The organism is Roseovarius aquimarinus, from assembly GCF_043661195.1.
Taxonomy (GTDB): Bacteria; Pseudomonadota; Alphaproteobacteria; order Rhodobacterales; family Rhodobacteraceae; genus Roseovarius; species Roseovarius aquimarinus.
Genome location: NZ_JBIHMM010000007.1, coordinates 39,087 through 62,598, shown reverse-complemented (window position 1 = coordinate 62,598; position 23,512 = coordinate 39,087). Strand labels below are relative to the sequence as shown.

21 protein-coding genes and 1 tRNA gene are annotated in these 23,512 nt (G+C 63.2%); 7 read left to right on the top strand and 15 right to left on the bottom strand.

The window, feature by feature from the left end:
* Nucleotides 1-293: 293 nt before the first annotated feature.
* Both ACGRVM_RS16110 and ACGRVM_RS16105 read left to right on the top strand, forming a co-directional pair.
* The gene (locus ACGRVM_RS16110; RefSeq protein WP_377172860.1) at nt 294-929 is read left to right on the top strand and encodes a sulfotransferase family protein; all 636 of its coding nucleotides are present in this window, start codon (nt 294-296) and stop codon (nt 927-929) included.
* A gap of 821 nt (nt 930-1,750) precedes the next feature.
* Nucleotides 1,751-2,254 (top strand): hypothetical protein, encoded by a 504-nt coding sequence (locus tag ACGRVM_RS16105; RefSeq protein ID WP_377172861.1) that lies wholly within the window; start codon nt 1,751-1,753, stop codon nt 2,252-2,254.
* Nucleotides 2,255-2,569: 315 nt separating this feature from the next.
* On the opposite strand, the gene ACGRVM_RS16100 is transcribed toward ACGRVM_RS16105, so the two are convergent.
* From ACGRVM_RS16100 to choX, 7 genes are all read right to left on the bottom strand, one after another.
* Complete coding sequence (locus tag ACGRVM_RS16100; RefSeq protein WP_377172862.1) at nt 2,570-3,589, bottom strand: reverse transcriptase domain-containing protein; 1,020 nt, start codon at nt 3,587-3,589, stop codon at nt 2,570-2,572.
* A gap of 180 nt (nt 3,590-3,769) precedes the next feature.
* Nucleotides 3,770-4,120, bottom strand: a complete 351-nt coding sequence (locus tag ACGRVM_RS16095; protein WP_377172863.1) for a hypothetical protein — start codon at nt 4,118-4,120, stop codon at nt 3,770-3,772.
* Nucleotides 4,087-4,899 carry a phosphoribosyltransferase gene (locus ACGRVM_RS16090; protein WP_377172864.1) on the bottom strand — a complete coding sequence of 271 codons (813 nt, stop codon included), beginning with the start codon at nt 4,897-4,899 and terminating at the stop codon, nt 4,087-4,089. The genes ACGRVM_RS16095 and ACGRVM_RS16090 overlap by 34 nt, the downstream gene beginning before the upstream one ends.
* A gap of 545 nt (nt 4,900-5,444) precedes the next feature.
* A tRNA-Ser gene (locus ACGRVM_RS16085) sits at nt 5,445-5,534 on the bottom strand.
* Between the two features lie 201 nt (nt 5,535-5,735).
* Nucleotides 5,736-6,776, bottom strand: a complete 1,041-nt coding sequence (gene choV, locus ACGRVM_RS16080; protein ID WP_377172865.1) for a choline ABC transporter ATP-binding protein — start codon at nt 6,774-6,776, stop codon at nt 5,736-5,738.
* Entirely contained in the window at nt 6,776-7,609 is an 834-nt protein-coding gene (choW, locus tag ACGRVM_RS16075) for a choline ABC transporter permease subunit (RefSeq protein ID WP_377172866.1), read from the bottom strand. The genes choV and choW overlap by 1 nt, the downstream gene beginning before the upstream one ends.
* 89 nt (nt 7,610-7,698) lie before the next feature.
* Entirely contained in the window at nt 7,699-8,616 is a 918-nt protein-coding gene (choX, locus tag ACGRVM_RS16070) for a choline ABC transporter substrate-binding protein (protein WP_377172867.1), read from the bottom strand.
* A 268-nt stretch (nt 8,617-8,884) separates the two neighbouring features.
* Here choX and ACGRVM_RS16065 point away from each other — a divergent pair, with 268 nt between their 5' ends.
* The 3 genes from ACGRVM_RS16065 to ACGRVM_RS16055 all read left to right on the top strand — a co-directional run bounded on the left by ACGRVM_RS16065 (nt 8,885) and on the right by ACGRVM_RS16055 (nt 11,555).
* The gene (locus tag ACGRVM_RS16065; protein WP_377173075.1) at nt 8,885-9,469 is read left to right on the top strand and encodes a TRAP transporter small permease subunit; all 585 of its coding nucleotides are present in this window, start codon (nt 8,885-8,887) and stop codon (nt 9,467-9,469) included.
* Entirely contained in the window at nt 9,469-10,860 is a 1,392-nt protein-coding gene (locus ACGRVM_RS16060; protein WP_377172868.1) for a TRAP transporter large permease, read from the top strand. The genes ACGRVM_RS16065 and ACGRVM_RS16060 overlap by 1 nt, the downstream gene beginning before the upstream one ends.
* Before the next feature lie 266 nt (nt 10,861-11,126).
* The gene (locus ACGRVM_RS16055; protein ID WP_377172869.1) at nt 11,127-11,555 is read left to right on the top strand and encodes a DUF4399 domain-containing protein; all 429 of its coding nucleotides are present in this window, start codon (nt 11,127-11,129) and stop codon (nt 11,553-11,555) included.
* A 69-nt stretch (nt 11,556-11,624) separates the two neighbouring features.
* On the opposite strand, the gene ACGRVM_RS16050 is transcribed toward ACGRVM_RS16055, so the two are convergent.
* The 4 genes from ACGRVM_RS16050 to ACGRVM_RS16035 all read right to left on the bottom strand — a co-directional run bounded on the left by ACGRVM_RS16050 (nt 11,625) and on the right by ACGRVM_RS16035 (nt 14,809).
* Nucleotides 11,625-12,710, bottom strand: a complete 1,086-nt coding sequence (locus ACGRVM_RS16050; RefSeq protein WP_377172870.1) for a TRAP transporter substrate-binding protein — start codon at nt 12,708-12,710, stop codon at nt 11,625-11,627.
* 152 nt (nt 12,711-12,862) lie between these two features.
* Nucleotides 12,863-13,405, bottom strand: a complete 543-nt coding sequence (locus ACGRVM_RS16045; RefSeq protein WP_377172871.1) for a biotin transporter BioY — start codon at nt 13,403-13,405, stop codon at nt 12,863-12,865.
* Nucleotides 13,406-13,488: 83 nt separating this feature from the next.
* Complete coding sequence (locus tag ACGRVM_RS16040; RefSeq protein WP_377172872.1) at nt 13,489-14,085, bottom strand: energy-coupling factor transporter transmembrane protein EcfT; 597 nt, start codon at nt 14,083-14,085, stop codon at nt 13,489-13,491.
* Nucleotides 14,060-14,809, bottom strand: coding sequence for an energy-coupling factor ABC transporter ATP-binding protein (locus ACGRVM_RS16035; protein ID WP_377172874.1), 750 nt, complete (start codon nt 14,807-14,809; stop codon nt 14,060-14,062). The genes ACGRVM_RS16040 and ACGRVM_RS16035 overlap by 26 nt, the downstream gene beginning before the upstream one ends.
* A gap of 111 nt (nt 14,810-14,920) precedes the next feature.
* Here ACGRVM_RS16035 and ACGRVM_RS16030 point away from each other — a divergent pair, with 111 nt between their 5' ends.
* Nucleotides 14,921-17,101, top strand: coding sequence for a thiamine pyrophosphate-dependent enzyme (locus ACGRVM_RS16030; protein ID WP_377172875.1), 2,181 nt, complete (start codon nt 14,921-14,923; stop codon nt 17,099-17,101).
* On the top strand, nt 17,098-18,123 hold the full coding sequence (locus tag ACGRVM_RS16025; protein ID WP_377172876.1) for an ACP S-malonyltransferase: 1,026 nt from the start codon (nt 17,098-17,100) through the stop codon (nt 18,121-18,123). Before ACGRVM_RS16030 ends, ACGRVM_RS16025 begins: the two co-directional genes overlap by 4 nt.
* A 33-nt stretch (nt 18,124-18,156) precedes the next feature.
* Here ACGRVM_RS16025 and ACGRVM_RS16020 read toward each other — a convergent pair whose 3' ends face one another.
* The 4 genes from ACGRVM_RS16020 to ACGRVM_RS16005 form a co-directional block, all read right to left on the bottom strand.
* On the bottom strand, nt 18,157-18,942 hold the full coding sequence (locus ACGRVM_RS16020) for a carnitinyl-CoA dehydratase (protein WP_377172877.1): 786 nt from the start codon (nt 18,940-18,942) through the stop codon (nt 18,157-18,159).
* The gene (locus ACGRVM_RS16015; RefSeq protein WP_377172878.1) at nt 18,939-20,978 is read right to left on the bottom strand and encodes an acetate--CoA ligase family protein; all 2,040 of its coding nucleotides are present in this window, start codon (nt 20,976-20,978) and stop codon (nt 18,939-18,941) included. The genes ACGRVM_RS16020 and ACGRVM_RS16015 overlap by 4 nt, the downstream gene beginning before the upstream one ends.
* A 248-nt stretch (nt 20,979-21,226) precedes the next feature.
* The gene (locus ACGRVM_RS16010; RefSeq protein WP_377172879.1) at nt 21,227-22,387 is read right to left on the bottom strand and encodes an acyl-CoA dehydrogenase family protein; all 1,161 of its coding nucleotides are present in this window, start codon (nt 22,385-22,387) and stop codon (nt 21,227-21,229) included.
* On the bottom strand, nt 22,384-23,511 hold the full coding sequence (locus ACGRVM_RS16005) for an aromatic ring-hydroxylating oxygenase subunit alpha (protein ID WP_377172880.1): 1,128 nt from the start codon (nt 23,509-23,511) through the stop codon (nt 22,384-22,386). The genes ACGRVM_RS16010 and ACGRVM_RS16005 overlap by 4 nt, the downstream gene beginning before the upstream one ends.
* Nucleotide 23,512: the final 1 nt, after the last annotated feature.

Genomic DNA, 23,512 nt, shown 5'->3' with positions numbered 1-23,512 from the left:
CGTTGAACTTGAAGATGCGCTGGCTATCGCCGAAGCTATCGAAATCTAAACGACTGGGCCGTCTACACGGACGGCCCAGAGCAGCCGTTCGCCGATCGGTTCATCGCTACAGGGCGGCTTCACCAAACCGGACATTTGCGCACCGCGCAGCATTTTCACCGTCCGGATGACTGCTTCGCGGGTTAAACGGACGTTCAGACCCCACCAATCGACCTGAGGTCGCGCGATGAACAGCGTAGACAGGATTTGATTTAGGGGAAAGACTAGTCGAATTGGTGTTGGGGGGCGATCGCATGTCACTTGAAGTAATTGGCTCGGGGTTCGGGAGGACCGGAACGAAATCACTAAAAGCCGCTTTAGAAAGGCTAGGCTACGGACAGTGTCATCATATGCACGAGATCGTGGAGAACCCGGAACAAGTGCTCCATTGGCAGAGGCTTGCGGCTGGCGAAAGTGTTTGTTGGGAAACGGTTTTTACTGGATATAGGTCGCAAGTAGATTGGCCTGGCGCTCATGTCTGGCTCGAGCTCGCCGAGGCTTTTCCAGACGCAAAGGTCGTCCATACAGTACGCCCCGAAGATAAATGGTGGGCCAGCTTCGACAAAACGATTGGGAAGCTGATGGCCCGGTATGAGGAACTGCCGCTGCCGCCACATATTCGCGACATTCTCGTGGCCTGGAACGATCTGGTAGGTAAGGGCACTTTCGGCGGTGTCCTTGACGACAAGGAGCGCGGGTTGGCCGCGTATCGCAAAAGAACAGACGAAGTGCGCGAGGCGTTGCCCGCTGACCGGCTACTTGTCTTCGATGTGGCGGAAGGATGGGAGCCGCTCTGTGGTTTCCTTGGGTCCGAGGTTCCCGATGAACCATTTCCTCACTACAACCTGCGTGATGATTTTTGGGAAGTTCTTGGCGGAGAACCATCGTAAAATCAAATCACGTGCGCCATGACCCTGACCGGTAGATTGCAATCTCGCTTAGGCAGGATCTGCTCAGGGCTCAAAGCGGACCTGCTACCGCGCAACGAGCCGAACATCTGATGAGCCGTGGCGGCCGTCGCTTCCGGCCCAAAGCGGAAATCCAGCACGTACCCGTCAGTGTCCGCTTCGGCGACAGTTAACCGGTAGACGTAGCGCCTGCGTACGACTGGTCTCGACGGGTCATAGTCGATTTACATTGCATCTAAGTACGTTTTATCTACGGCACGATTGGTAAGGAGTGACCTGACGTGGTGGCGAAAATCGAAAGGATTATAGGCGGCATAGTCCAAAATCGTGTCGCTCCGGACGAGCATGGTTATTTCCATTGTCTCCCGCAGGGGAACAACATGCATCCGATATTGAAAGCGAGTCTTGATGAAGTTTCGGACTGGCTGCGGGCAAATCCTAAAGGCGGGGCCCGGATGAACCCAACCTGGACCAAAGTATCTCGTAACATCTTTATCGACGGCCTCCCGCGATAGCCTATCACTCTTGCAGATACAGGAAGTTTCACCGCTTGGATATTTGGCCCACAGCTGCCGTCCAACCTACCTGTGAATGCAGCAAGAGCAGCCCATTTTCCGGACATCTGCCGGGTATCCGATGCACTACCTTGATCGAGGGCCGGTTTCGGTCGCGCTGTGCCGATTGGATGTTTCAGTGAAAATTTGGTTCACCGCGTGTTCCCGTTCTACGATCCGCCTCATATATGCCTCAAGCTTGGGCGCTCTCGACAAGCCGATTGTGTCACTTTAAAATGGGACGACTAGATGATTAGTGATGTTGCCCCTCTCGGAGGTCAGACCATTGGCAAAGCCACAGATCGGGAAGAGGCATGGTGGCTTTGTCAACGCTATGGTCTCAAGCCATTTCCATTGGAGGATCCCTCAGATGTGGAATTGGTGGGCGGAGACAATGGAGAGAAAGTGTGGATGGTGCCGTGCGAGCACACAGAATATCCATATGATCGAGCTGCCTTCGAGAATAGGCGCCGCGATGCCTTGGCTACATTGGAAAACGGCTTTCCGGCATGGCCCGCCGCTGAGGAGAACGGGATCGCGTTTCAAACATTCAGGCAAAGGTTGAAACGAGGTTGGTCTGCTGAAAGAGCTGCAACCGAAGGAGTGCGGGAAATATCGCCCAATCCCGATGATGAATGGGAAGTTGTTGCGCTTGAAAATGGTCTATCGGTCCGCGCCTATCGTAGTCGTGTTCAAGCCGGTTGTCCTGAAGCTATCGCCGCGACCATGGGGCTGAGCTGGCGAAGTTGGTAAGCTGACACTCGGAAAAGGGAACAGCGGCCCACAGCCGCAGTTCAAGGCCCTATCAGCCGATGGCCGATTCCAGCCACGAGCTGCAGCTTGTGCCTTGCGCAGCGAACCGAGGACCCACCCCGAAACGGCCGATCGTGCATGCCGCTTCGACAGATGAAAAACAGCCCGGTCTCCGCTTGACGCAAGCACCGAACTGTTTTGTGGCTCTGTGAAACGGGTTTGCTTATCCCAATCTCCACGGCTTGCAATGCAAGATATTCCCACAACCCAGCCCAGTTCGCGAAAGCAATGATTGCCAGCGTTGAGTTAATCAGATTAGAAAAGAGAAGCCCTTATTTCCAGCATTTTTGCATGGGCCTCATTCCAATATGATTCATTTTTGTGGATTGATTTTACGTAGGAAAGCTTTCCTATCACCTCTTCCAGCCTTATTCTTGCGTTCTTGGCATTGACCTCTCTGGCGTGCCCATAAATTCCAAATTTCTGAATGAAGTGGCACTCCTGCCGTAGCTTCCTGCGAAAATCCTGCGGAACCGAAACCTTTTCATTGACGACTAACCCGGTAACATCTTGCCGCACATGCGGCAATAAAACGCGAGTCTTCTTTACATTAACAGTTAGGCCAATTTTTGAAAGCTCTTTGTCTACCATTTTAATCTGAGCGTTCGTATCAAAGTCATCCCCAGAGAAGGTCAGGTCGTCTGCATACCTTGTATATCTCACCTTCTTCTCTTTGCATGCGATAAAGATGACCTCATCAAAGGCTCTCATATAAATATTTGCCAGCGCTCCACTGGTTGGCGCACCTTGTGGAAGGCAGCCATCCAAACTTGAGGTCATGGATAAGAGCTTGGAGAGACGCTTTGAATAACCAAGGCCCTTGAAAATAAGGAATGCATTGTATTCTTGAATTGATCCAAAGAAGTTCTTTACATCAACCTTGAGGACGATTTTTTGCTTCCGGTGAAAGCGAGCATTGTCAAAAGTTGAGTGCCCCCTCCGATAAGCTTTTGCTGAAGCATGGGGTGGTATGAGATTTAGAATATTGTCCAAAATCCACCTTTGCAAGAAAGCAAGAGATGGGAGCGGAGCAGCTATCTTCCGACTTCCGCCTGATCTTTTTGGTATGTCAAAGCGTCTATAAAAGCTTTTCTGGCTATTCGACATGGCATAAATCGCTTCAAGCCTAATATTGGTAAGATGCGAGAGGTGTTCAGGAGAAAATATTTCAGGAAGCCCCTGAGAAGAGAGGCGTCGAGCATACTCTGCAACTGCATTCTTCTCGGCGACGCCAATCTTGTCGCCAAATTCAAATTCATCAGACGGTAAGTTCATAGTAGACCGCTCTCGTGGTTACCAAAATCACTGAAATTAATATAAATTAATTTCAGATGGAGGACGTAAGGACGACATCGTCTTCGCGGTTCTTTGCTCCTGCGAAGCATCGCGAAGACGATGGCTCGTACTAGGTCCGATCTAAGGGACGCGACACGCGACCCCGACAGTCAACCTGCGTTAACCGTCAGTACTAACCTCACGAAAGAGTTCTTTCGCTAGAGAGCGGTCAACTTTAAACTTTCCCCGTTCCTTTTTTGTCATGAATATTGTTTTGTCTATTCGTATCATGTTTGGAATCCGGCCACCAGCTAACTTCTTGAGCGCTCCAAAGCCAGCATCTGTGAGTACATATTCTTCATCCCGAACTGTGATGAACTTGGACTGGATCAGCGACGTAAATTCTGCTTGCACCCAAGACGCGCCGATTGTGAATACGCTACTCGGCAAGTCCTGTTGGTAATAGATTGACCGCAGTATGTCGAGCCTAGTCCTCTTCAGCTTCGCGGGCGAGGGAACGGTGCTGGCCATTTCTTATTTCCTTGGAACCAAAATATTGGAAGAGTGTTGTTTGGTGTTTTCTTTAGCGACAACGCGGCTTCTGACTGCCCGTACCCGCGCTTATATTCGTCGGGACAATCGAGTTTAAGCTCGATCTCATCGTAAATTTTATAAACTTCGCTGGCTGGGCGACCGCTAAGAGCTATGAGCTGTTGGATAGACTTTGGCCTTTCATGTACACAAAAGACATTAAAGCCATTATTTTCTAGGTTCAACTTCCCCTCTTCCTGTATCACAATTGCTACGACTAGATCGACATCCTTCTTGAAGCCGTTTTTGTAAAGGTGATTACTCATATCAAGGAACTGATTGCCCGTACCGATGAAGTCATCGACCAGCACCTTAAAGCCATCGAAGTCTTGAAATCTTTTGCTTTTAGGGTCTTCAGAGAAGGCGAAGCTTACTCCTTCAAAGTAATGGGTGTTGCTGTTCATCTCGAAAGTGAGCGCGGGCCCACTCTTCACTTTTGTGGCAGTATAGTCCTTCACAGCAGAGATAGCGATTGGCCGACCTTTCGACTGAATGATAATTTCTTTTAGTAGCTCAACTATGATATGGCTGTATTCTTTGATAACCAAATAGTTCTCTAGAAGATCAGAGACGATTTGGCGTTCAGACGGCTCCATTGGATATATGAACTCGACAAGTACGTCCAACATGGTTTTGCCGTCAGGCCTCACTTTATCATACGCATCCCAATTTTTTGTTGAAACGATACCACTGAGTCTGTCGAATTCCGTTGCATCCATAGCTTATTTCAATTCTATCCCAAACTTCTGATATTTTGGACCTTAGATGGGCCAGTGGGTGCCTTGCGAGAAAAAATCCTATAGCGTTCAATTTTATTTCGCAAGCGAGCGGAGCTAGTTCTCTGAAATCCGGCAGTGACGGAAGCTTTGATACGGCGTTTTCTGGCACCCAACTTAGCGGCTATCCTACCGCCGCTAGGCTTTGTCTGCTCGCTGCGCACCGCTGCCCTTCGTGACTGGTGCAGCGAAGGACGGCTTCCCGCCTTCCTTACCTTCATCTTCGCGGCCGCTGCGAAAAGCGAGCGCTTGCAGCGAATGACTGCTTCCCGCCCATGTGCCAGATGTTGGATGCGCGATGACCATGCACGTGACGGGCAAGAATTGGGTGGAAGCAGGCGGCTGCTCAGTCAAGCACGTGCCGAAGCTCTGCGGAGGGAAGGAATCACTTGTCGCAATGAGTGGTATCCAAGCGCAACTAGGATGAAGGGTTGGTTGGCGGGTAGACACTCAACACCACGTTATTATCATATGTTATCAAAGGCAGGTGGCGGAGACGATGGGATTCGAACCCACGAGACCCTTTCGGGCCTACTCCCTTAGCAGGGGAGCGCCTTCGACCACTCGGCCACGTCTCCGCCGACCCGTTTAGAGGGGCGCGGCAGGGGAAACAAGGGTAAAGTCCTTCGGATGGCGCGATGCCGGAAATTTCGACGAGGCGGGCGCATCCGGTCGAAACGCCGAGCGAGACGCACGTTATGACCGAGGGCGCGGCATTGATGCGCCGGCTGAGAAAGTGCGAGACGCCCGCCGCCTCACCGGCAAGGGGCGCGGCGCAATCAGCCGCGTGGATCGAGCAGTTTCGACAGGATCGCGTTGCGGGTGATGAGGCCGATGGGGCGGCCGTCCTCGACCACGTAGACGGGGCCGTCATGGCCCTGGGCCGAGTGCATCACGGACTGGATCGTCTCGCCCGGTCCGATGGTCGGCGCGTCGCCCGGAGGCGCGGCGCCATCGGACAGCGGCTCGGCGATATCGCCCGCGCAGAGAACGCCGAGCGGGTTCATGTGCGCGACGAAATCGGCGACATACTCGGTCGCGGGATCTGTGAAGATCTCCTGCGGCGTGCCGCACTGAACGATGCGCCCGCCTTCCATGATCGCGATACGGTCGCCCAGCTTGAACGCCTCATCGAGATCGTGGCTCACGAAGATGATCGTGCGGCGCAGGCGCTTTTGCAGGTCCACCAGCTCGTCCTGGAGCCGCGCGCGGATGAGCGGATCGAGCGCCGAGAAGGGCTCGTCCATCAGCAGGATCGGCGCATCGGTGGCGAAGGCGCGGGCGAGGCCGACGCGCTGCTGCATGCCGCCCGAAAGCTCGGAAACCTTGCGATCGCCCCAGCCCGAGAGCCCGACCATGTCGAGCTGCTCGGCGACCTTCTCCTGCCGCTCGGCGCGGGGCGTGCCCGACAGCTCGAGGCCGAGGCCCACGTTCTCGGCGACGCTCCGCCACGGCAGAAGGCCGAACTGCTGGAAGACCATGGCGATATGGCGTTGGCGCATCCGGCGCAGGGTGGCGGCGTTTGCGTGCGTCACGTCCACCATCTCGGTTCCGTCATGCACGCGGACACTACCCCGCACCACCGGGTTGAGGCCGTTCACCGCGCGCAGAAGCGTCGATTTGCCCGAGCCGGAGAGGCCCATGAGCACGAGGATCTCGCCTTGCGCCACCGTCAGCGAGCAGTCATGCACGCCGAGCGTCTGGCCGGTTCTGTCCTGCACCTCCTCGCGCGACAGGCCCTCGTCCATGGGTGGCAGCGCGCTCTCGGGCGCGTCCCCGAAAACGATCGAGACGTTGTCGAACTCCACGGCCTTGCTCATCAGCGTCGCTCCACTCGCAGCATCCGGTCGAGAATGATCGCGACCACGACGATGATGAAGCCCGATTCGAAGCCGAGCGACGGATTCACCTGATTGAGCGCGCGCACCACCGGCACGCCGAGCCCGTCCGCGCCGACGAGCGCCGAGATGACGACCATCGAGAGCGAGAGCATGATGGTCTGGTTCAGCCCCGCCATGATCTGCGGCAGCGCCGACGGCAGCTCGACCTTCCAGAGCGTCTGTCGCGGCGTCGCGCCGAAGGCGCGGGCCGCCTCGAGGAGCGGCATGGGCGTCGAGGATATGCCGAGCTGCGTCAGGCGGATCGGTGCCGGGAGCACGAAGATCACCGTCGCGATCAGGCCGGGCACCATGCCGATGCCGAAAAAAACGATGGCGGGGATGAGATAGACGAAGGTGGGCAGCGTCTGCATGAGGTCGAGCACCGGGCGCACCACCTTGAAAAGCCGCGGGCGATGCGCGACGGCGATGCCCACGGGCACGCCGATCCCCATGCAGACGAGGCAGGCGGCGAGCACGAGCGTCAGGCTTTCGGTCGTCGCCTCCCAATAGCCCTGGTTGAGAATGAAGAGAAAGCCGAGCGCCACGAAGAGGCAGAGGGTCCAGCGGCGTTGCAGCAGATAGGCGAGCGCCACGATGAGGCCGATGACGATGAAGGGATGCGGCGTCTGAAAGAGCCAGAGCACCGCCTCGATGAGCGCGCCCATCGCGGTCGAGAGCCCGTCGAAGAACCATCCGCCATTGGCTTGCAGCCAGTCGAAGCTTTGCCCCGCGATGCGCCCCACGGGGATCTTGGTGTCGGTCAGCCACTCCATCGGGAGGTCCTTTCATGGCATGCCGCCCCGGCGCCGACCGGAACGGCGAGCCGGGGCGGACGCGCGCGGCGCCGCGCCCCGGCAGGCGATCAGAGCCCGAGCGCGTCCTTCGCCGCGGGCAGGGCTTCGCCGCTGCCGTCGGCCGTGGTCACGCCTTCGAGCCAGGTCTCGATCATGCCGGGGTTCTCGACCAGCCATGCCTTGGCCGCCTCGCGCGCCTCGACGCCGTCATCGAGGATCGCGCCCATGATCTCGTTTTCCATGGGCAGCGTGAAGGACAGGTTCTGAAGGAACTGCCCGAGATTGGGGCACTCCTCGCTCAGCCCCTTGCGGGTGTTCGTGTTGACCGTCGCGCCACCCAGATCGGGGCCGAAATAGTCGTCGCCGCCCGGCAGGTAGGTCAGATCGAAATTGGCGTTCATGGGATGCGGCTCCCAGGCGAGGAAGACGATCGGCTCGGACTCGCTGCGGCGCACCTGCGCGAGCATGCCCTGCTCGGAGGACTCAACGAGGCTGAAATCCTTCAGCCCGAACGCGTCTTCGTCGATCATGGTCTGGATCAGGCGGTTGCCGTCATTGCCGGGCTCGATGCCGTAGATCTTGCTGTCGAGCGCCTCGGCATTCGCGCTGATCGAGGCGAAATCGGTGATCCCGGCCTCGGCGCCCGCCGCGTTGGTGGCCAGCGTGTATTTCGCACCCTCGAGGTTGGTGCGGACGGTCTCGACGCTGCCGTCCTCGCGGTACTTGGCGATGTCGTTCTCCATCGTGGGCATCCAGTTGCCGAGGAAGACGTCGATATCGCCCTTCGAAAGCGAGACATAGGTGACCGGCACGGAGAGCACCTTGACGTCGACCTCATAGCCGATCGCCTCGAGCACAACGCTCGTGGCGGCGGTGGTCGCGGTGATGTCGGTCCAGCCCACGTCGGAGAAACTGACCTCGGTGCAATCGGCAAAGGCGGGGGCCGTGGTCAGCGCGAGGGCGGAAATCGTCGAAAGCAAACGCATGATACTTCTCCTGTCGGGTTTTTTGAATGATTGCCCCAATACGAAACAGATAACGGCGGGGGCGTCAACGCGGCTGCCCGGCCCGGCCGCCCGGCGCCATCGCGCAGCGCGCGGGCCAAGACCCGGGACGCGCCGCGCCACGCGCCGCCTGCCCCTACGTCCGCGGCCCCTCTTTTTGTTGACTGACAGGGCGCTTCACGATTTAAGGCGCGAGCCAAAGCGGCGGGGAAACGCCGCGTGGAGGACGCCGGGGAGGGTGAGCCGAATGATGCGACTGCTTGCAGGAATTGCCAGCGTGATCTGCTGGATCAACTGGGTGATCGGACAGGTCTTTTCCTGGCTCGCCCTCGGGATCGTCGTGGTCTGCTTCACCGTGGTGGTTCAGCGCTACGTCTTCGCCATCAGCTTCGTGTGGATGCAGGACCTCTACATCTGGCTGAGCGGCGCGATGTTCACCGCCGTGGCCGGCTTCGCGCTGATGCGAGACGATCATGTGCGCGTCGACATCTTCTACCGACCGGCCACCGTGGAGCGCCGCGCGCTCGTCGATCTCGTCGGCTCCATCATCTTCCTGCTGCCTTTCACCGGCATCGTCTATGTCTACTCCATGCCCTTCGTGCAGCGCGCGTGGTCCTATACCGAGGCGTCGGCGAATGTGGGCGGCATGCCCGGTCTCTACATTCTCAAGACCTTCATCATCGGCTTCGCCGCGCTTCTCGCGCTTCAGGGCATCGCGATGATCTGCCGGTCGATCCTCGTCCTGCGCGGGCGCACCGATCTGGTGCCGCGCCGAATTCAATACCCGGTCAGCGCGAATGACGCGGCGGCCGCAGCCATCGAGGGATCGCACTGATGGACCCCATTCTGATCGGCGAGATCCTCGCCGGGCTCATGTTCTTCGGCATCATCGGTTTCCTGCTGATGGGCTTTCCGGTGGCCTTCACGCTCGCGGGCGTGTCGCTCATGTTCGGCCTTGTCGGCTATTGGCTGGGCGTGTTCGATCCCTCGAATTTCGGCGCGCTTCCGAACCGCTATATCGGCTTCATGACGAACGAGGTGCTGGTCGCGGTTCCGCTCTTCATCTTCATGGGCGTCATGCTGGAGCGCTCGCGCATCGCCGAGCAGCTTCTGCTGACGATGGGCAAGCTATTCGGCAACCTGCGCGGCGGGCTCGGCATATCGGTGGTGCTGGTGGGCGCGATGCTGGCGGCCTCGACGGGCGTCGTCGGCGCCACGGTCGTCACGATGGGGCTCATCTCGCTGCCCGCGATGCTGCGCGCAGGGTATGATCCCAAGCTCTCGACCGGCGTCATCTGCGCGAGCGGAACGCTGGGCCAGATCGTGCCGCCCTCGACCGTGCTGATCTTCATGGGCGACATGCTTTCGGGCATCAACAGCCAGGTGCAGATGCAGAAGGGCAATTTCGCGCCGACGCCGGTCTCGGTGGGCGATCTCTTCGCCGGCGCGCTCCTGCCCGGTTTCCTGCTGGTCGGGCTCTACCTTCTCTACACGATCTTCAAGGCGCTGACCGATCCGCAATCCTGCCCCGCCACGCCCGTGCCCGAGGAAGAGCGCGGCGATCTCCTGCGCGAAGTCTTCTCGGCGCTTCTGCCGCCGCTGCTGCTCATCCTCGCCGTGCTCGGCTCGATCCTCGGCGGCATCGCCACCCCGACCGAAGCGGCCTCGGTGGGCGCGGTGGGCGCGATGGTGCTGGCGGCGCTGCGCTGGCGGCTCAACATCACGATCCTGCGCGAGACGGTCATCGCGACGGCGACGATCACCTCGATGGTCTTCATAGTCCTTCTGGGCGCCTCGGTCTTCTCGGTCGTCTTCCGCCTGATGGGCGGTGACAATCTCGTCCACGAATTCCTGAGCACCCTGCCCGGCGGCACGCTGACGGCGGTCGCGATGGTCATGGCGATCATGTTCTTCCTCGGCTTCATCCTCGACACGTTCGAGATCATCTTCATCGTGATCCCGATCACCGCCCCGGTGCTCCTGATGATGGATGTGGACCCGATCTGGCTCGGAGTGATCGTGGGCGTGAACCTTCAGACCTCCTTCCTCACGCCGCCCTTCGGCTTCGCCCTCTTCTACCTGCGCGGCGTGGCCCCGCCCGATCTGCCGACCTCGGCGATCTACAAGGGCATCCTGCCCTTCGTCATGCTCCAGATCCTCGCGATCGCGATCCTCTTCATCTTCCCCGAGATCGTGACCTGGCTGCCGAGCGTGATCGCGGGCTAGCGATCGGGTGAGAGACACGGACGAGAAAGGCCCGGCAGCGATGCCGGGCCTTTTTTGCCGTGCGGCGATCCGTCTGCATCATCGGCCCTGCTCCGCAGCAACCCGCAGCGCAATTCGCGCCAAGCACCGCGCATTTCGGCAGGACGGGCGCACGCGGTCACATTGACGATCGGTTCGAACGCAAACCGTGCTATGCTGGGTCTCCTGCATTCAATTCCGACCAATGAAACGAAGGTTTTGCTTCGATAACAACAAGGGAGGACATCATGAAGCGTTTCTCAATCGGCGCGGCGACGGCGCTCTTGCTGGCCGGTCCGTCTTTCGCGGACGGCCACCGCAGCCCGGCGCCCGAAAATGCGCGGGCCTATATCGTGTCACCAGCGGATGGCGCGACCGTCAGCAACCCGGTGACCATCGTATTCGGTCTCGACGGCATGGGCATCGCGCCGGCCAATGTCGAGATGGACAATACCGGCCACCATCACCTGCTGATCAACACCGACCCCAACGAGCTCGATCTCGATACGAGCCTGCCCGCCACCGAACAGATCGTGCATTTCGGCGGGGGACAAACCCAAGTGACGAAAGATCTGCCGCCCGGCACGCACAGCCTGCAACTTTTGCTCGGCGACTGGAGCCATGTGCCGCACGACCCGCCCGTGCTGAGCGAGGCCATCACGATCACGGTCAACTAGGCGCCGCACCCCCCAACGAAAAAGGCCCGGCATCTCTGCCGGGCCTTTCTTTGTACGTGATCCGATTAATCAGAGGTTCAGATATGTCTGGCGCGCTTTCTGGAAGGGCATGTCGATCTGCTCGGTGCGCGAGCGCACAAGTTTGAGCGCCTCGAGATAGCTCTCGGTCGTCTTCTTGACGAGCGGGTCCTCGCTCGCGCGCAGCTCCTCGATCAGCTCCATCGCGCCCTTGGCACCGGCTTCCATGATGTCGTCGGGGAACTGGTGCACCTGAACGCCGTGATCGTTGATGAGCGTCTGCAGCGCGCGCGGATCGTTGGCGACGAAATCGGCCGAGACCATGTCGTACTCTGCCTGGCTCACGTCACGCACGATGGCCTGAAGATCGTCCGGCAGCTCCTGATACTTGGCCTTGTCGACGACGATCTCGGTGGCGAGACCCGGCTCGACGAAGCTCGACAGGTAGTAATGCTTGGCGACCTGATGGAAGCCCAGCGCCAGATCGTTGTAGGGTCCGACGAATTCGGCCGCATCGAGCGTGCCCGACTGGAGTGCCTGGAAGATCTCGCCGCCGGCCATATTGGTCACGGTCGCGCCCATCTTCTCCCACACGCGCCCGCCGAGGCCGGGGGTGCGGAAGCGCTTGCCCTGCACGTCGGCGAGGCCGGTCAGCTCTTCGCGGAACCAGCCGCCGGCCTGGTTGCCGGTGTTGCCCGAAAGGAAGCCCTGCACGCCGAACTGGTCATAGATCTCGTCCCAGATCTCCTGACCGCCCATGAAGCGCACCCAGGCGCCAAGCTCGGCGGTGGTCATGCCGTAGGGCACGCCCGTGAAGAAGCTGAGCGCGGTCGACTTGTTCTGCCAGTAATAGGCGGCGCCATGGCTCATCTCGGCGGTTCCGTCGATCACGGCGTCGAGGCTCTGGAGCGGCGGAACGAGCTCGCCCGCCGAGAAGACCTGAACGGTCAGCCGGCCACCCGACGCGGCGGTGATCCGGTCCGCGAGGCGCTGCGCGCCGACACCGAGGCCCGGAAAATTCTTGGGCCAGGTGGTGACCATGCGCCAGGTGATATTGCCCTGCGCGATGGCCGGTGCGGCCAGTGCTGTCGCGGCGGTGCCGATGGCGCCAGCGCGGATGAAGGAACGACGATCCATTAAGTAACCTCCCAGTTATGTCGGATCAGGCGCGGGCGGTCGCATCGCGCGCCGCCCTTCGCCATGATGCGTGAAATTAATCAGCGCGCGGTGCGGTTGTCCATCACTACATGACCCCCGAGGCACCGCGCGCCGCCTTGTGCGGCCCGCCTTCAGGCGCGCGACAGCACCGCGCGCGGGCGCGCCTTGTAGAGCGCCGAGGTGATGAGACCCGCCAGCACCGCCTTGATCGCGTCGCCCGGAATGAAGGCCGTCACGAGAAGCGCGGCCTCGCCCAGCGACTTGCCCAGAACTTGCGACAAACCGATGATGCCGAAGACATAGAGCACGAGGCCGCCGACCACCGCCGCGACGCCCGCCGCCACCGCGAGGGGAACGCTGCGCCAGCTTTGCGTGATGAAGCCCGCGACGAAGGCAGCCACCGGAAAGGCGAGGAAAAACCCGCCCGTCGGAGAGGCGATGACCCCGAGGCCGCCGCGCCCGCCCGACAAGAGCGGCAGGCCGAGGCACACCAGCAGCATGAACAGCAGGACCGCCAGCGTGCCGCGCTTGGCGCCGAGCACCGTGCCGCAGAGCATGACGCCGAGGCTTTGCGCGGTGATCGGCACGCCGAAGGGCAGCGTGACCTGCGGAATGATCCCGAGCGCCGCGATAAGAGCGGCGAAAAGGGCGATGAGGGCGATGTTGCGTTCCATATGAATGCTCTCCGGTCAGGATGTTCGGGCGACAGTTGCGCTGGAATGTCGCAGCAAGGCAACATCAAAGTGGCGATGCGCCCTCAAAGACCGCCGCGCGCCCTGAGCGCCTCGGCCACATGCTCGGCGTCGTCGATCGCGCAAAGCGCGAAGGGCGTGATGATCCGCCAGCTTGCCCGCCGGGCCGAGCGCGCGCGCCAAGCGCGCGCCAATTGTGCGCCTTTCGCGGCCAGCATCGGAGTGAAGCGGATTACCAGCGCGATGCCGAGCTCGAGCGGGCGCGTCCCGATCCCGGCGCGGCGCAGGGGCGCCGCCAGCCATTGCACGACCCCGATCATGTCCGAAAGCCGCGTCGTCATCGTCACGAGGTTCGCAAGCCCCACCGCCGTCACGAGGCGCAGCGCGATCACCGCCCCCGCCCCCGGCGTCCCCGTGAGCGCATGCCAAAGGCCGATGATGGCGAGAAAGGGCCAAAGAACGCGCAGGCGCGTCATGCCGCTGCGAAAGAAAAGACCGCCCGGCGCGGCATAGAGCGCCAGCATCCCGGCAAAGGCCGCGACATGCCCCAGCAGGCTCGTCATTGCGAAAAGGGCCATCGTCGCAACGCAGAGCGCCCCGAGCTTGACGCCCGCGCGCCAGCCATGCGCGCGCGTCTCAACCGGCGAGGTCAGCGATATCATCCATCCCTCCCAGCCGCTCCATCTCGGCGGTGAATGCGGCCAGAACGGGCGCGGCGGCCCCGTCCTGCGCGATACGCCCGTCCGCGATCCACAGGACGCGCTCGTAATCGCGAAGAACATCCGGATCGTGCGAAATATGGATCAGCTGCGCCTCCGCGCTCTCCAGATAGCGCATGAGCTGCATCCGCGTGGGGATGTCGAGGCCCGAGAGCGGCTCGTCCAGCACGATGAGTTGCGGGCGCATGGCGAGGATCGACATGAGGCACACGAGCTGCTTCTGCCCCTGGCTCAGCGGGTGGATCGCGGCGCCCGCCCAATGCGCCTTGCCGAAGCGCGCGAGGATGGCGCGCACGCCCTCCGCCGCCTCGGCAACCGTCCGGCCCAGTTGGCGCAGGCCGAAGGCGATCTCCTCGTCGACGGTGGGAAAGATGATCTGGTGATCGGGATTCTGAAAGAGGATGCCGACGGTCCGGATCGCCGCGCGCCGGTCGCGCGCCATGTCCGTCCCGCCGAGGCGCACCCGGCCCTCGTCCGGCAGCTCGAGCCCGGCGATCACCCGCGCCAGCGTGCTCTTGCCCGAGCCGTTGCGCCCGACGACGCCGATCCGCGCCTCATCCGCGCGGACGCTGATGCCGCGCAGGATCGCGCAACCCTCGCGCGTCAGCGACACATCCGTCATGTCCAGTGTGATGCCCAAGCGCGCCGCCTTTCCCCGTCCGCGCATGGTGTAGCCGGGGGCGCGCCGGGAAAACAAGGCTTGAGGTGCGCGCGGGGCGCGGGCAATGTGCGCGCCAAACCGCGACCGACGCCCCGCGTCGCCGAAAGGAGTGCCGGGATGGACCGCGCCGAAATCGTGCATCAGAACTTCCGCACGCGCGTCGCCTCGGGCGATCTTCCCACCGGCGCGGCGCCGCGCCCATCGCTCGCCCCGCATGACGCCGTACGCCTTTTCCGTGCCCAATGCCTTTCCCGCGCGCTCGACCGCACCAGCCGGGCGATGCAGAAGGCGGGGCAAGGCTTCTACACCATCGGCTCGTCGGGACATGAGGGGATGGCCGCCGTCGCCCACAGCTTGCGCCCCGACGATATCGCCTTCCTGCATTACCGCGACGCGGCCTTCCAGATCGCGCGCGCCGATCAGGTGCCGGGCCAGTCGATCCTCTGGGACATGCTGCTGAGCTTCGCCTGCTCGTCCGAGGATCCGGTCTCGGGCGGGCGGCACAAGGTGCTCGGCTCGAAGGCGCTGATGATCCCGCCGCAGACCTCCACCATCGCCTCGCATCTGCCCAAGGCGCTCGGCGCGGCCTACGGGATCGGCCTTGCCCGCCGCTGCCCGCCCGAGCATCGCGCGCTTCCCGAGGACGCGATCGCCGTCGCCAGTTTTGGGGATGCCTCGCTCAACCATTCGACCGCGCAGGGCGCGATCAACACGGCGGGCTGGACCAGCGTGCAATCCGTCCCCCTGCCCCTTCTGATGGTCTGCGAGGACAACGGCATCGGCATTTCGACCCCGACGCCCAAGGGCTGGGTCGCGGCCAGCATGCGGCACCGGCCCGGCATCAAATACTTCACCGCCAACGCGCTCGATCTCTACGAGACGGCCGAGGTCGCCGCCGAGGCGGCGGCCTACGTGCGCTGCCACCGCAAGCCCGCGTTTCTGCACCTGACGATGGTGCGCCTTTACGGTCATGCCGGTGCCGATCTGCCGACGACCTACATGCCGACCGCGCAGGTCGAGGCGGAGGAGGCGAATGATCCGCTCCTGCATTCTGTGCGCCTTCTGAACGCCGCCGGCGCCTTGCCGCGCGAAGAGGCGCTCGCCATCTACGACGAGACCTGCGCGCGTACGGCCCGCGTCGCCGAGGAAGTGGCGACGCGCCCGCATCTCGAAACCGCGCGGGACGTCATGGCCAGCATCATCCCCCCCCGCCGCCTCTGCGCCCCCACCAACGGACCGAGCGAGGAGGCGCGCGAAGCGGCCTTCGGCAGCGATCTGAAACAGATGGACCAGCCCCAGCCGATGAGCCGCCTCATCAACTGGGCGCTGACCGATCTCATGGCGAGCCATGGCGAGCTCATGGTCATGGGCGAGGATGTGGGCCGCAAGGGCGGTGTCTACGGCGTCACCCAGCGCCTTCAGCAGCGCTTCGGCAAGGCGCGCGTGATCGACACGATCCTCGACGAGCAGAGCATCCTCGGCCTCGCCATCGGCATGGCGCATAACGGCTTCGTGCCGATCCCGGAGATCCAGTTCCTGGCCTATCTGCACAATGCCGAGGACCAATTGCGGGGCGAGGCCGCGACGCTGCCTTTCTTCTCGCGCGGCCAGTTCGCGAATCCGATGGTGCTGCGCATCGCGGGGCTGGGCTACCAGAAGGGCTTCGGCGGACATTTTCACAACGACAACAGCCTCGCCGTGCTGCGCGACATTCCCGGCCTCATCGTCGCCTGCCCCTCGACCGGGCCGGACGCCGCGATGATGCTGCGCGAATGCGTGCGCCTCGCCCGCGAGGAACAGCGCGTCGTCGTCTTCGTCGAGCCCATCGCGCTCTACCCTATGCGCGATCTGTTCGAACCCGGCGATGGCGCGTGGATGGGCGGCTATCCCGCCCCGGACGAGCGCATCAGGCTGGGCGATGTGGGCGTCCACGGGGAAGGCCGAGATCTGGCGATCGTGACCTACGGCAACGGGCATCACCTCTCGCGTCAGGCGCAGAAGGCATTGGCCGAGGAAGGCATCGACGCGCGCGTGATCGACATGCGCTGGATCGCGCCTTTGCCCGAAAAGGCGCTGCTCGACGCGGTGCGCGGCTGCGGGTCGGTGCTCGTCGTCGATGAATGCCGCCGCACCGGCGGTCAGGCCGAGGCGCTGATGGCGCTGATGGTCGAGCGCGCCGAGCTGCCCGTGATGCGCCTGACGGCCGAGGACAGCTTCATCGCCACCGGCCCCGCCTATGCCGCCACGATGCCGAGCGTGCACAGTATCGTCGCCGCCGCGCGGGAGGCCTGCGAATGAGTTGCCGCGCCGTTCTCGTCTGCCCTGGCAGGGGCACTTACAACAAGACCGAGCTGGGCTATCTCGCCCGCCACCACGCAGGAGCGCCGCTTCTCGGCGAATTCGACGCGATGCGCGCCGCGGCGGGCCAGACGCCGCTGAGCGCGCTCGACGGCGCCGCCCGCTTCGAGGCCGACACGCATGTGACGGGCGACAATGCCTCGCCGCTCATCTACGCCTGCACTCTACTCGACCGGCAGGCGCTGGCCGAGGATATCGAGATCGTGGCCGTCACCGGCAATTCCCTCGGCTGGTACAGCGCCCTCGCTGCCGCCGGCGCGGTGACGCGCAAGGGCGGCCTCGAGATCGTGAACATGATGGGGCGCCTCATGCACGAGCGCGGCACGGGCGGCCAAGTCGTCTATCCCTGCACCGGCACCGATTGGCGTCCCGATCCGGCACGCCGCGCACAGCTTTTGCGCTTGGTGCGGGAAATCGACGGGCAGGACGGGCTTCTGCGGCTTTCGATCGATCTCGGCGGAATGCTGGTGCTGGCCGGAGACGATGCGGGGCTTGCGGCCTTCACCGAGGCGGTGCCCGAGATCGACAACCGCTTTCCCATGCGCCTGCCGCATCACGCGGCATTTCACACCGATCTCATGGCCCCCATCGCCGAAGCCGGGCGGGCCGCCCTGCCCGCGCCGCTTTTCCGGCAGCCGAGACTGCCCATGATCGACGGGCGCGGCGCGATCTGGTGGCCCGGCGCGACGGACCTCGCCGCGCTTTACGCCTACACGCTCGGCGAGCAGGTGACGCGGACCTACGATTTCGCCCGCGCGATCCGCCACGCCGCGCGCGAATTCGCGCCCGACATGTTCATCGTGACCGGCCCCGGAACGACGATGGGCGGCTCCGTCGCGCAATCACTCATCGAGTGCGATTGGAAGGGATTGTCGGACAAGGCCGCATTCCAGGCGCGGCAGGAGGAAGCGCCTCTTCTCGTGTCGATGGGCGATCCCGAGCAGCGCGGCATCGTGACATGACGGGCGCGCCCTGACCGGCGCGTCCCGCCCCGTTCAGCGCCCCTTCCAGACCGGATCGCGCTTTTCCGCGAAGGCGCGCGCGCCTTCGAGCTGATCCTCCGACGAATAGAGCCGGTCCACCGTGGGATATTGCTTGCGCGCGATCTTGTTCATGACGGTCTGGAAATCGCGGCCTTCCGCATCGCGCACGATTTCCTTGAGCGCGGCATAGACGAGCGGCGGGCCACCGGCGAGCTTTTCCGCCAGCGCGCGCGCCTCGTTCATCAGGTCGGTGGCGGGATGGACCCGATTGACGAGCCCCCAGCGCGCGGCCTCCTCGGCGTCGATCCAACGGCCCGTCAGCAGCATTTCCATCGCGATGTGATAGGGAATGCGCTTGGGCAGCTTCACGCTCGCCGCATCGGCCACGGTGCCCGAGTTGATTTCGGGCAGCGCGAATTGCGCGTGATCGGCGGCGAGGATGATATCGGCGCCCAGCGCCAGCTCAAGACCCCCGCCGCAGCAAATGCCGTTGACCGCCGCGACAATGGGCTTGTTCAGATCGCGCAACTCCTGAATGCCGCCGAAGCCGCCGACGCCGTAATCGCCATCCACCGCATCGCCATCCGCCGCGGCCTTGAGATCCCAGCCCGGGCAGAAGAACTTTTCGCCGCCGCCTGTGATGATGGCACAGCGCAGGGCGTCATCATCGCGGAAGGCGCGGAAAACCTCGCCCATGAGACGGCTGGTCTTGAGGTCGATCGCATTGGCCTTGGGCCGGTCGAGCGTCACTTCGAGGACGTGGCCCCGTGTCTCGGTCCTGATCGGGCTGTCGGTCATGTCGTCTTTCCTTTCCTGATGAGCGCATCGGCCGCGACGGCGCGGGCGGGCGTGCAGATGAGCGGGTTGATCTCGACCTCCTCGAGCGTCTCGGCGTTCCGCGCAACATAGTCCTGAACCGCGCGGACGGCACGCAGGATCGCGGCGCGGTCCGCGCCCGGCTGGCCGCGATAGCCCGCCAGAAGGCGCGCGATGCGCAAGCGGCCGAGCGCTTCGGCCACCTCCTCGTCGCCGGCCGGCAGGATGAGCGACACGCTGTCCTGCAAGATCTCGGTCAGCGTGCCGCCCGCGGCGAGCGTCAGCACGAAGCCATGCGCCGGATCGCGCACCACCCCGACCAGAAGTTCGGCGACGCCGCCCGCGATCATCTCTTCCAGAAGATAGGCGGGCGCGTTCATCCGCCCGGCGGCCTCGATGATCGCCTCGGACGAGGCGAGGTTCAGCGCCACGGCGCCCGCCTCGGTCTTGTGGGCGAACCCCTCGCCCTTGAGCACGGCGGGAAGCGCCATACGCGCGGCGGCGCTCTCCAGATCCTTCGCCTCGATGCGCATCGCCTGCGGCACGTCCACGCCCAGCGCGGCGAGCGCCGCCTTGCTGTCGGCCTCGCTCAGCACCTCGGCCTCGCCGCCCGGTCCGGGCAGGAGGATCGGCGCGGGCGCGGCGCCCCGGCGGCCCAGCGCGGCAGCGGCCTCGATCGCCGTGATCGCCTCCTCGATCCCGAGAAGCGGGATCATACCGGCCTCGACGATGCGGGCGGCCATGCGCTCGCTCAGGTTCTCGGGCAGGGTCGCGACGATGGCGAGCGGCTTGCCCGAGGCGCGCGCGGCCTCGGCACCGGCGCTCAGCGTGCATTCCCACGCGGCGTCGCTGCACCGATCGAGGCGCGGGTAATCGACGACAAGGCAGCCGATCGCCACGTCCCCCAGCATCGCGGCGGCGAAGGCCTGACCCATGCGCGGCACGTCGTTCCAGATGAAGGTGTGGTAATCGAGCGGATTGGCCAGCGCCACCATCGGGCCGAGGGCCTCGCGCAGTGCGTCCTTCTGCACGGGCTCGAGCGGCGGATAGTTTATGCCCCGGCCCACGGCGGCATCGGCCATGAGGCTCGCCTCCCCGCCCGAACAGGAGATCGACACGACCCGCCCCGAGGGCAGCGGCCCGGCGAGATGCAAAAGCTTCAGCGTCTCGAGAAGCGCGGGCAGCGTCGAGACCTGCGCGACGCCCAGCCGCGCAAGCAGCGCCCGCGCGCCCGCATCGCTCCCCGCGAGGGAGGCGGTATGCGACACGGCGGCCGAGCGCGCCTGGTCCGACTTGCCCACCTTCAGCGCGACGATGGGCTTGCCCAGATCGCGCGCGCGCGTCGCCAGCGCCTCGAAGGCGCGCAGATCGCCGATCCCCTCGATATGAAGGCCGAGCGCGGTGACGCGGCTGTCCTCGAGAAGCGCCGAACCGATTTCGGCCAGCCCCGTCTGCGCCTGATTCCCGGCGGTGGCGACGTAGGCGAGCGGCAGGCCGCGCGCCTGCATGGTCAGGTTGATCGCGATATTGGAGCTTTGCGTGATGAGCGCGACGCCCCGCACAGAGCGCTCGCCCCCATGTTGGTCAGGCCAGAGGAGCGCGCCGTCCAGATAGTTGATGAAGCCATAGCAATTGGGGCCGATGATCGGCATCGCGCCCGCCGCCTCCAGAAGCCGCGCCTGAAGGGCATCGCCGTCACCCGTCTCGGCCTGCGCCTCGCGGAAGCCGCTGGCGAAACAGACCGCCCCGCCCGCGCCCATCGCCGACAACCGCGCGACCGTGTCGATCGTGGCCGAGCGATTCACGCCGATGAAACTGGCATCGGGGGCAGAGGGCAGATCCTCAACGGATGCGAAGGCGGGCAGCCCGGCCACCTCGGTGCGCGTGGGATGCACCGGCCAGACCTCGCCGGCGAAGCCCATGCGGCGGCATTGCTCGATCACCGACGCGCACCAGACGCCGCCGCCGACCACGGCGATGGAGGAGGGCCGGATAAGACGGGAGAGATCGCGCGTCATGTCGGCCGTGCCTCCGAAAGGGTTTTCATGCCTCCGGCGGGGATATTTTCAGCAAGAAGAAATGGGGCGTTACGCATTCTTAACCAGTCCGGGCCAAAGTGGGATCACGGTACAGGCGGGGACGCCGATGACCGTGCAAGGAGAAAGGGATCTTCCTTTTCGAGGGGGGCGCCGGAGAGGCCCCCCCTCTTTCTTCTTGCTCCAAATATCCTCGCCGAAGGCGACATCCTTCCGGAGCACGCGCCGCCTCAGGCGCCAAGGGGCCGCAGCAGATCGCGGCTGATGATGTGGCGCTGGATCTCGGAGGTGCCGTCCCAGATCCGCTCGACGCGGGCGTCACGCCAGAACCGCTCGATCGGGAAGTCGTCCATCAGCCCCATGCCGCCATAGATCTGGAGCGTCGCATCCGTCACGCGCGCCAGCATCTCGCTCGCATAGAGCTTGGCGCTCGCGATCTCGCGGTTGGCGGGCAGGCCCTGATCGAGCCGCCAGGCGGAGGCGAGGGTCAGCCAGTCGGCGGCGTCGATCTCGGTGATCATGTCCGCGAGCTGGAAGCTGACGCCCTGATTCTTGCCGATGGGCTGGCCGAACTGCTTGCGCTCGGCGGCGTAGTTCAGCGCCATGTCGAAGCAGCGCCGGGCGCGCCCGACGGACATGGTGGCGACCGTGATGCGCGTCGCGTAGAGCCATTCGTTCATCACCTCGAAGCCGCCATCGACCTCGCCCAGAACCTGTGCGTCGGGCAGTCGGCAATCGTCGAATTCGAGGATCATGTTCTTGTAGCCGCGATGGCTGACCGACTTGTAGCCGTCGCGGATGGTGAAGCCCGGCGTGCCGCGATCGACGAGGAAGGTCGTGATGCGCTTCTTCGGGCCTTTGGGCGTGTCGTCTTCGCCCGTGGCGATGAAGACGATGATGAAGTCGGCGTGATCGGCGCCCGAGATGAAATGCTTGGTCCCATTGATGACCCAGTCGCCGCCGTCGCGCTTGGCCGTGCATTTCATGCCGCGCACATCCGATCCGGCGCCCGGTTCGGTCATGGCGAGCGCATCCATCCGCTCGCCACGCACGGCGGGCAGAAGATAGCGCTCGCGCTGCTCTTCGTTGCAGGCCATCAGGATGTTCTGCGGGCGCCCGAAGAAATGCGTCAGCGCCATCGAGCCGCGCCCCAGCTCGCGTTCGACCAGCGCGAATTCGAGGTGATTGAGACCCGCGCCGCCCACATCCTCGGGAAAGTTGCAGGCGTAGAAGCCGAGATCCAGCGTCTTTTGCTTGATCTTTTCGGCCAGCTCGGGCGGCACCTCGCCGGTGCGCTCCACTTCGGCCTCGTGGGGATAGATCTCGTTCTCGACGAAGCTGCGCACGGTCGAGACGATCATCTCCTGCTCGTCGGTCAGTCCGAAATTCATGTGCTCTCCAATGCCTCTAGATACATCTGGTGAAAGTGGCGCATCGCATGTTCGGAGATGCCATGCGCGTCGGGGTCGGTGACGTACCAGCCTTGGGTGAATGCGTGCTGGCGCATCCCGCGCTGCACGTTCTCGCAAAGACGGCGATCCTCCTGGCTGACCACTTCGGACGACCAGATGCCGCGCAGGCGGTTGCGCTCGGCCATGCCCGGATCGGTCGGAGGATCCGCGATCAGCGAGAAGGTGCGCCGCTCGGTCCGGTGCGGGCTCACGGCGTCAAAGCGCGAGGCGTAGAAGCCCTGCGCGCCGGGAAATTGACCGAAAACGGTGTTGGGGAACAGGAACCAGAAATGGCCGACCGTCACATCATGGTCGAGATCGAGCGGAAAGGCGCGGTTGTCGGCGCGGCCCGCCGTGGGCGCCGTCTGGAACGTATAGGTGTCGAAAAGCTCGAAGCTCGAGGCCGCGATATCCATCATGTCGTTGAACGTGTCGTGAGCGACGCCGCAATGATGGCATTCGAGGTAGTTGTCGATCAGCACCTTCCAGTTGGCATCGCAGGTATAGCTGTGACCGAGCGCCGGGCCGTCCTCGATCGCGTACTGCGGCAAATCGGGGCAATGCTGCTCGAGCTGCGCCGCGAGGCCGGGAGCGTAATCGTCCAACGCGGGCGCATTGCAGTTCGGATTGATGAAGAGGAACCCGCCCAGCGTGTCGACATTCACCTCGGTCAGACCGATCTCCGCGCGGTTCGGGGCCTCGGTCGTCCGGGTGCGCTGCATTCCCATCAAAGCGCCGGTATGGGTGAAGGTCCACGCATGATACGGGCAGGTTATGCGCGCCTTGACGCCCTGCCCTTCGACCAGTCTGTGCCCCCTGTGCGGGCAGACATTGGCGAAACCGCGTACCACATCGTCCTGTCCGCGGATCAAGAAAAAATCCTGATCGTTCAGGGTGACCGTGAGGAACGCGCCGCGTTCCGCCAATTGCTTTCGATGGCCGACCAATTGCCAATGGTCCATCAGCATCGCGCGCTCGCGCGTCAGAACGTCATCGTCCGCATAGTACCGAGCGGGCAAGGCGCGCTGCGCCGCTGCCGCCGGGCCGATGGATTGGTCGGTCATG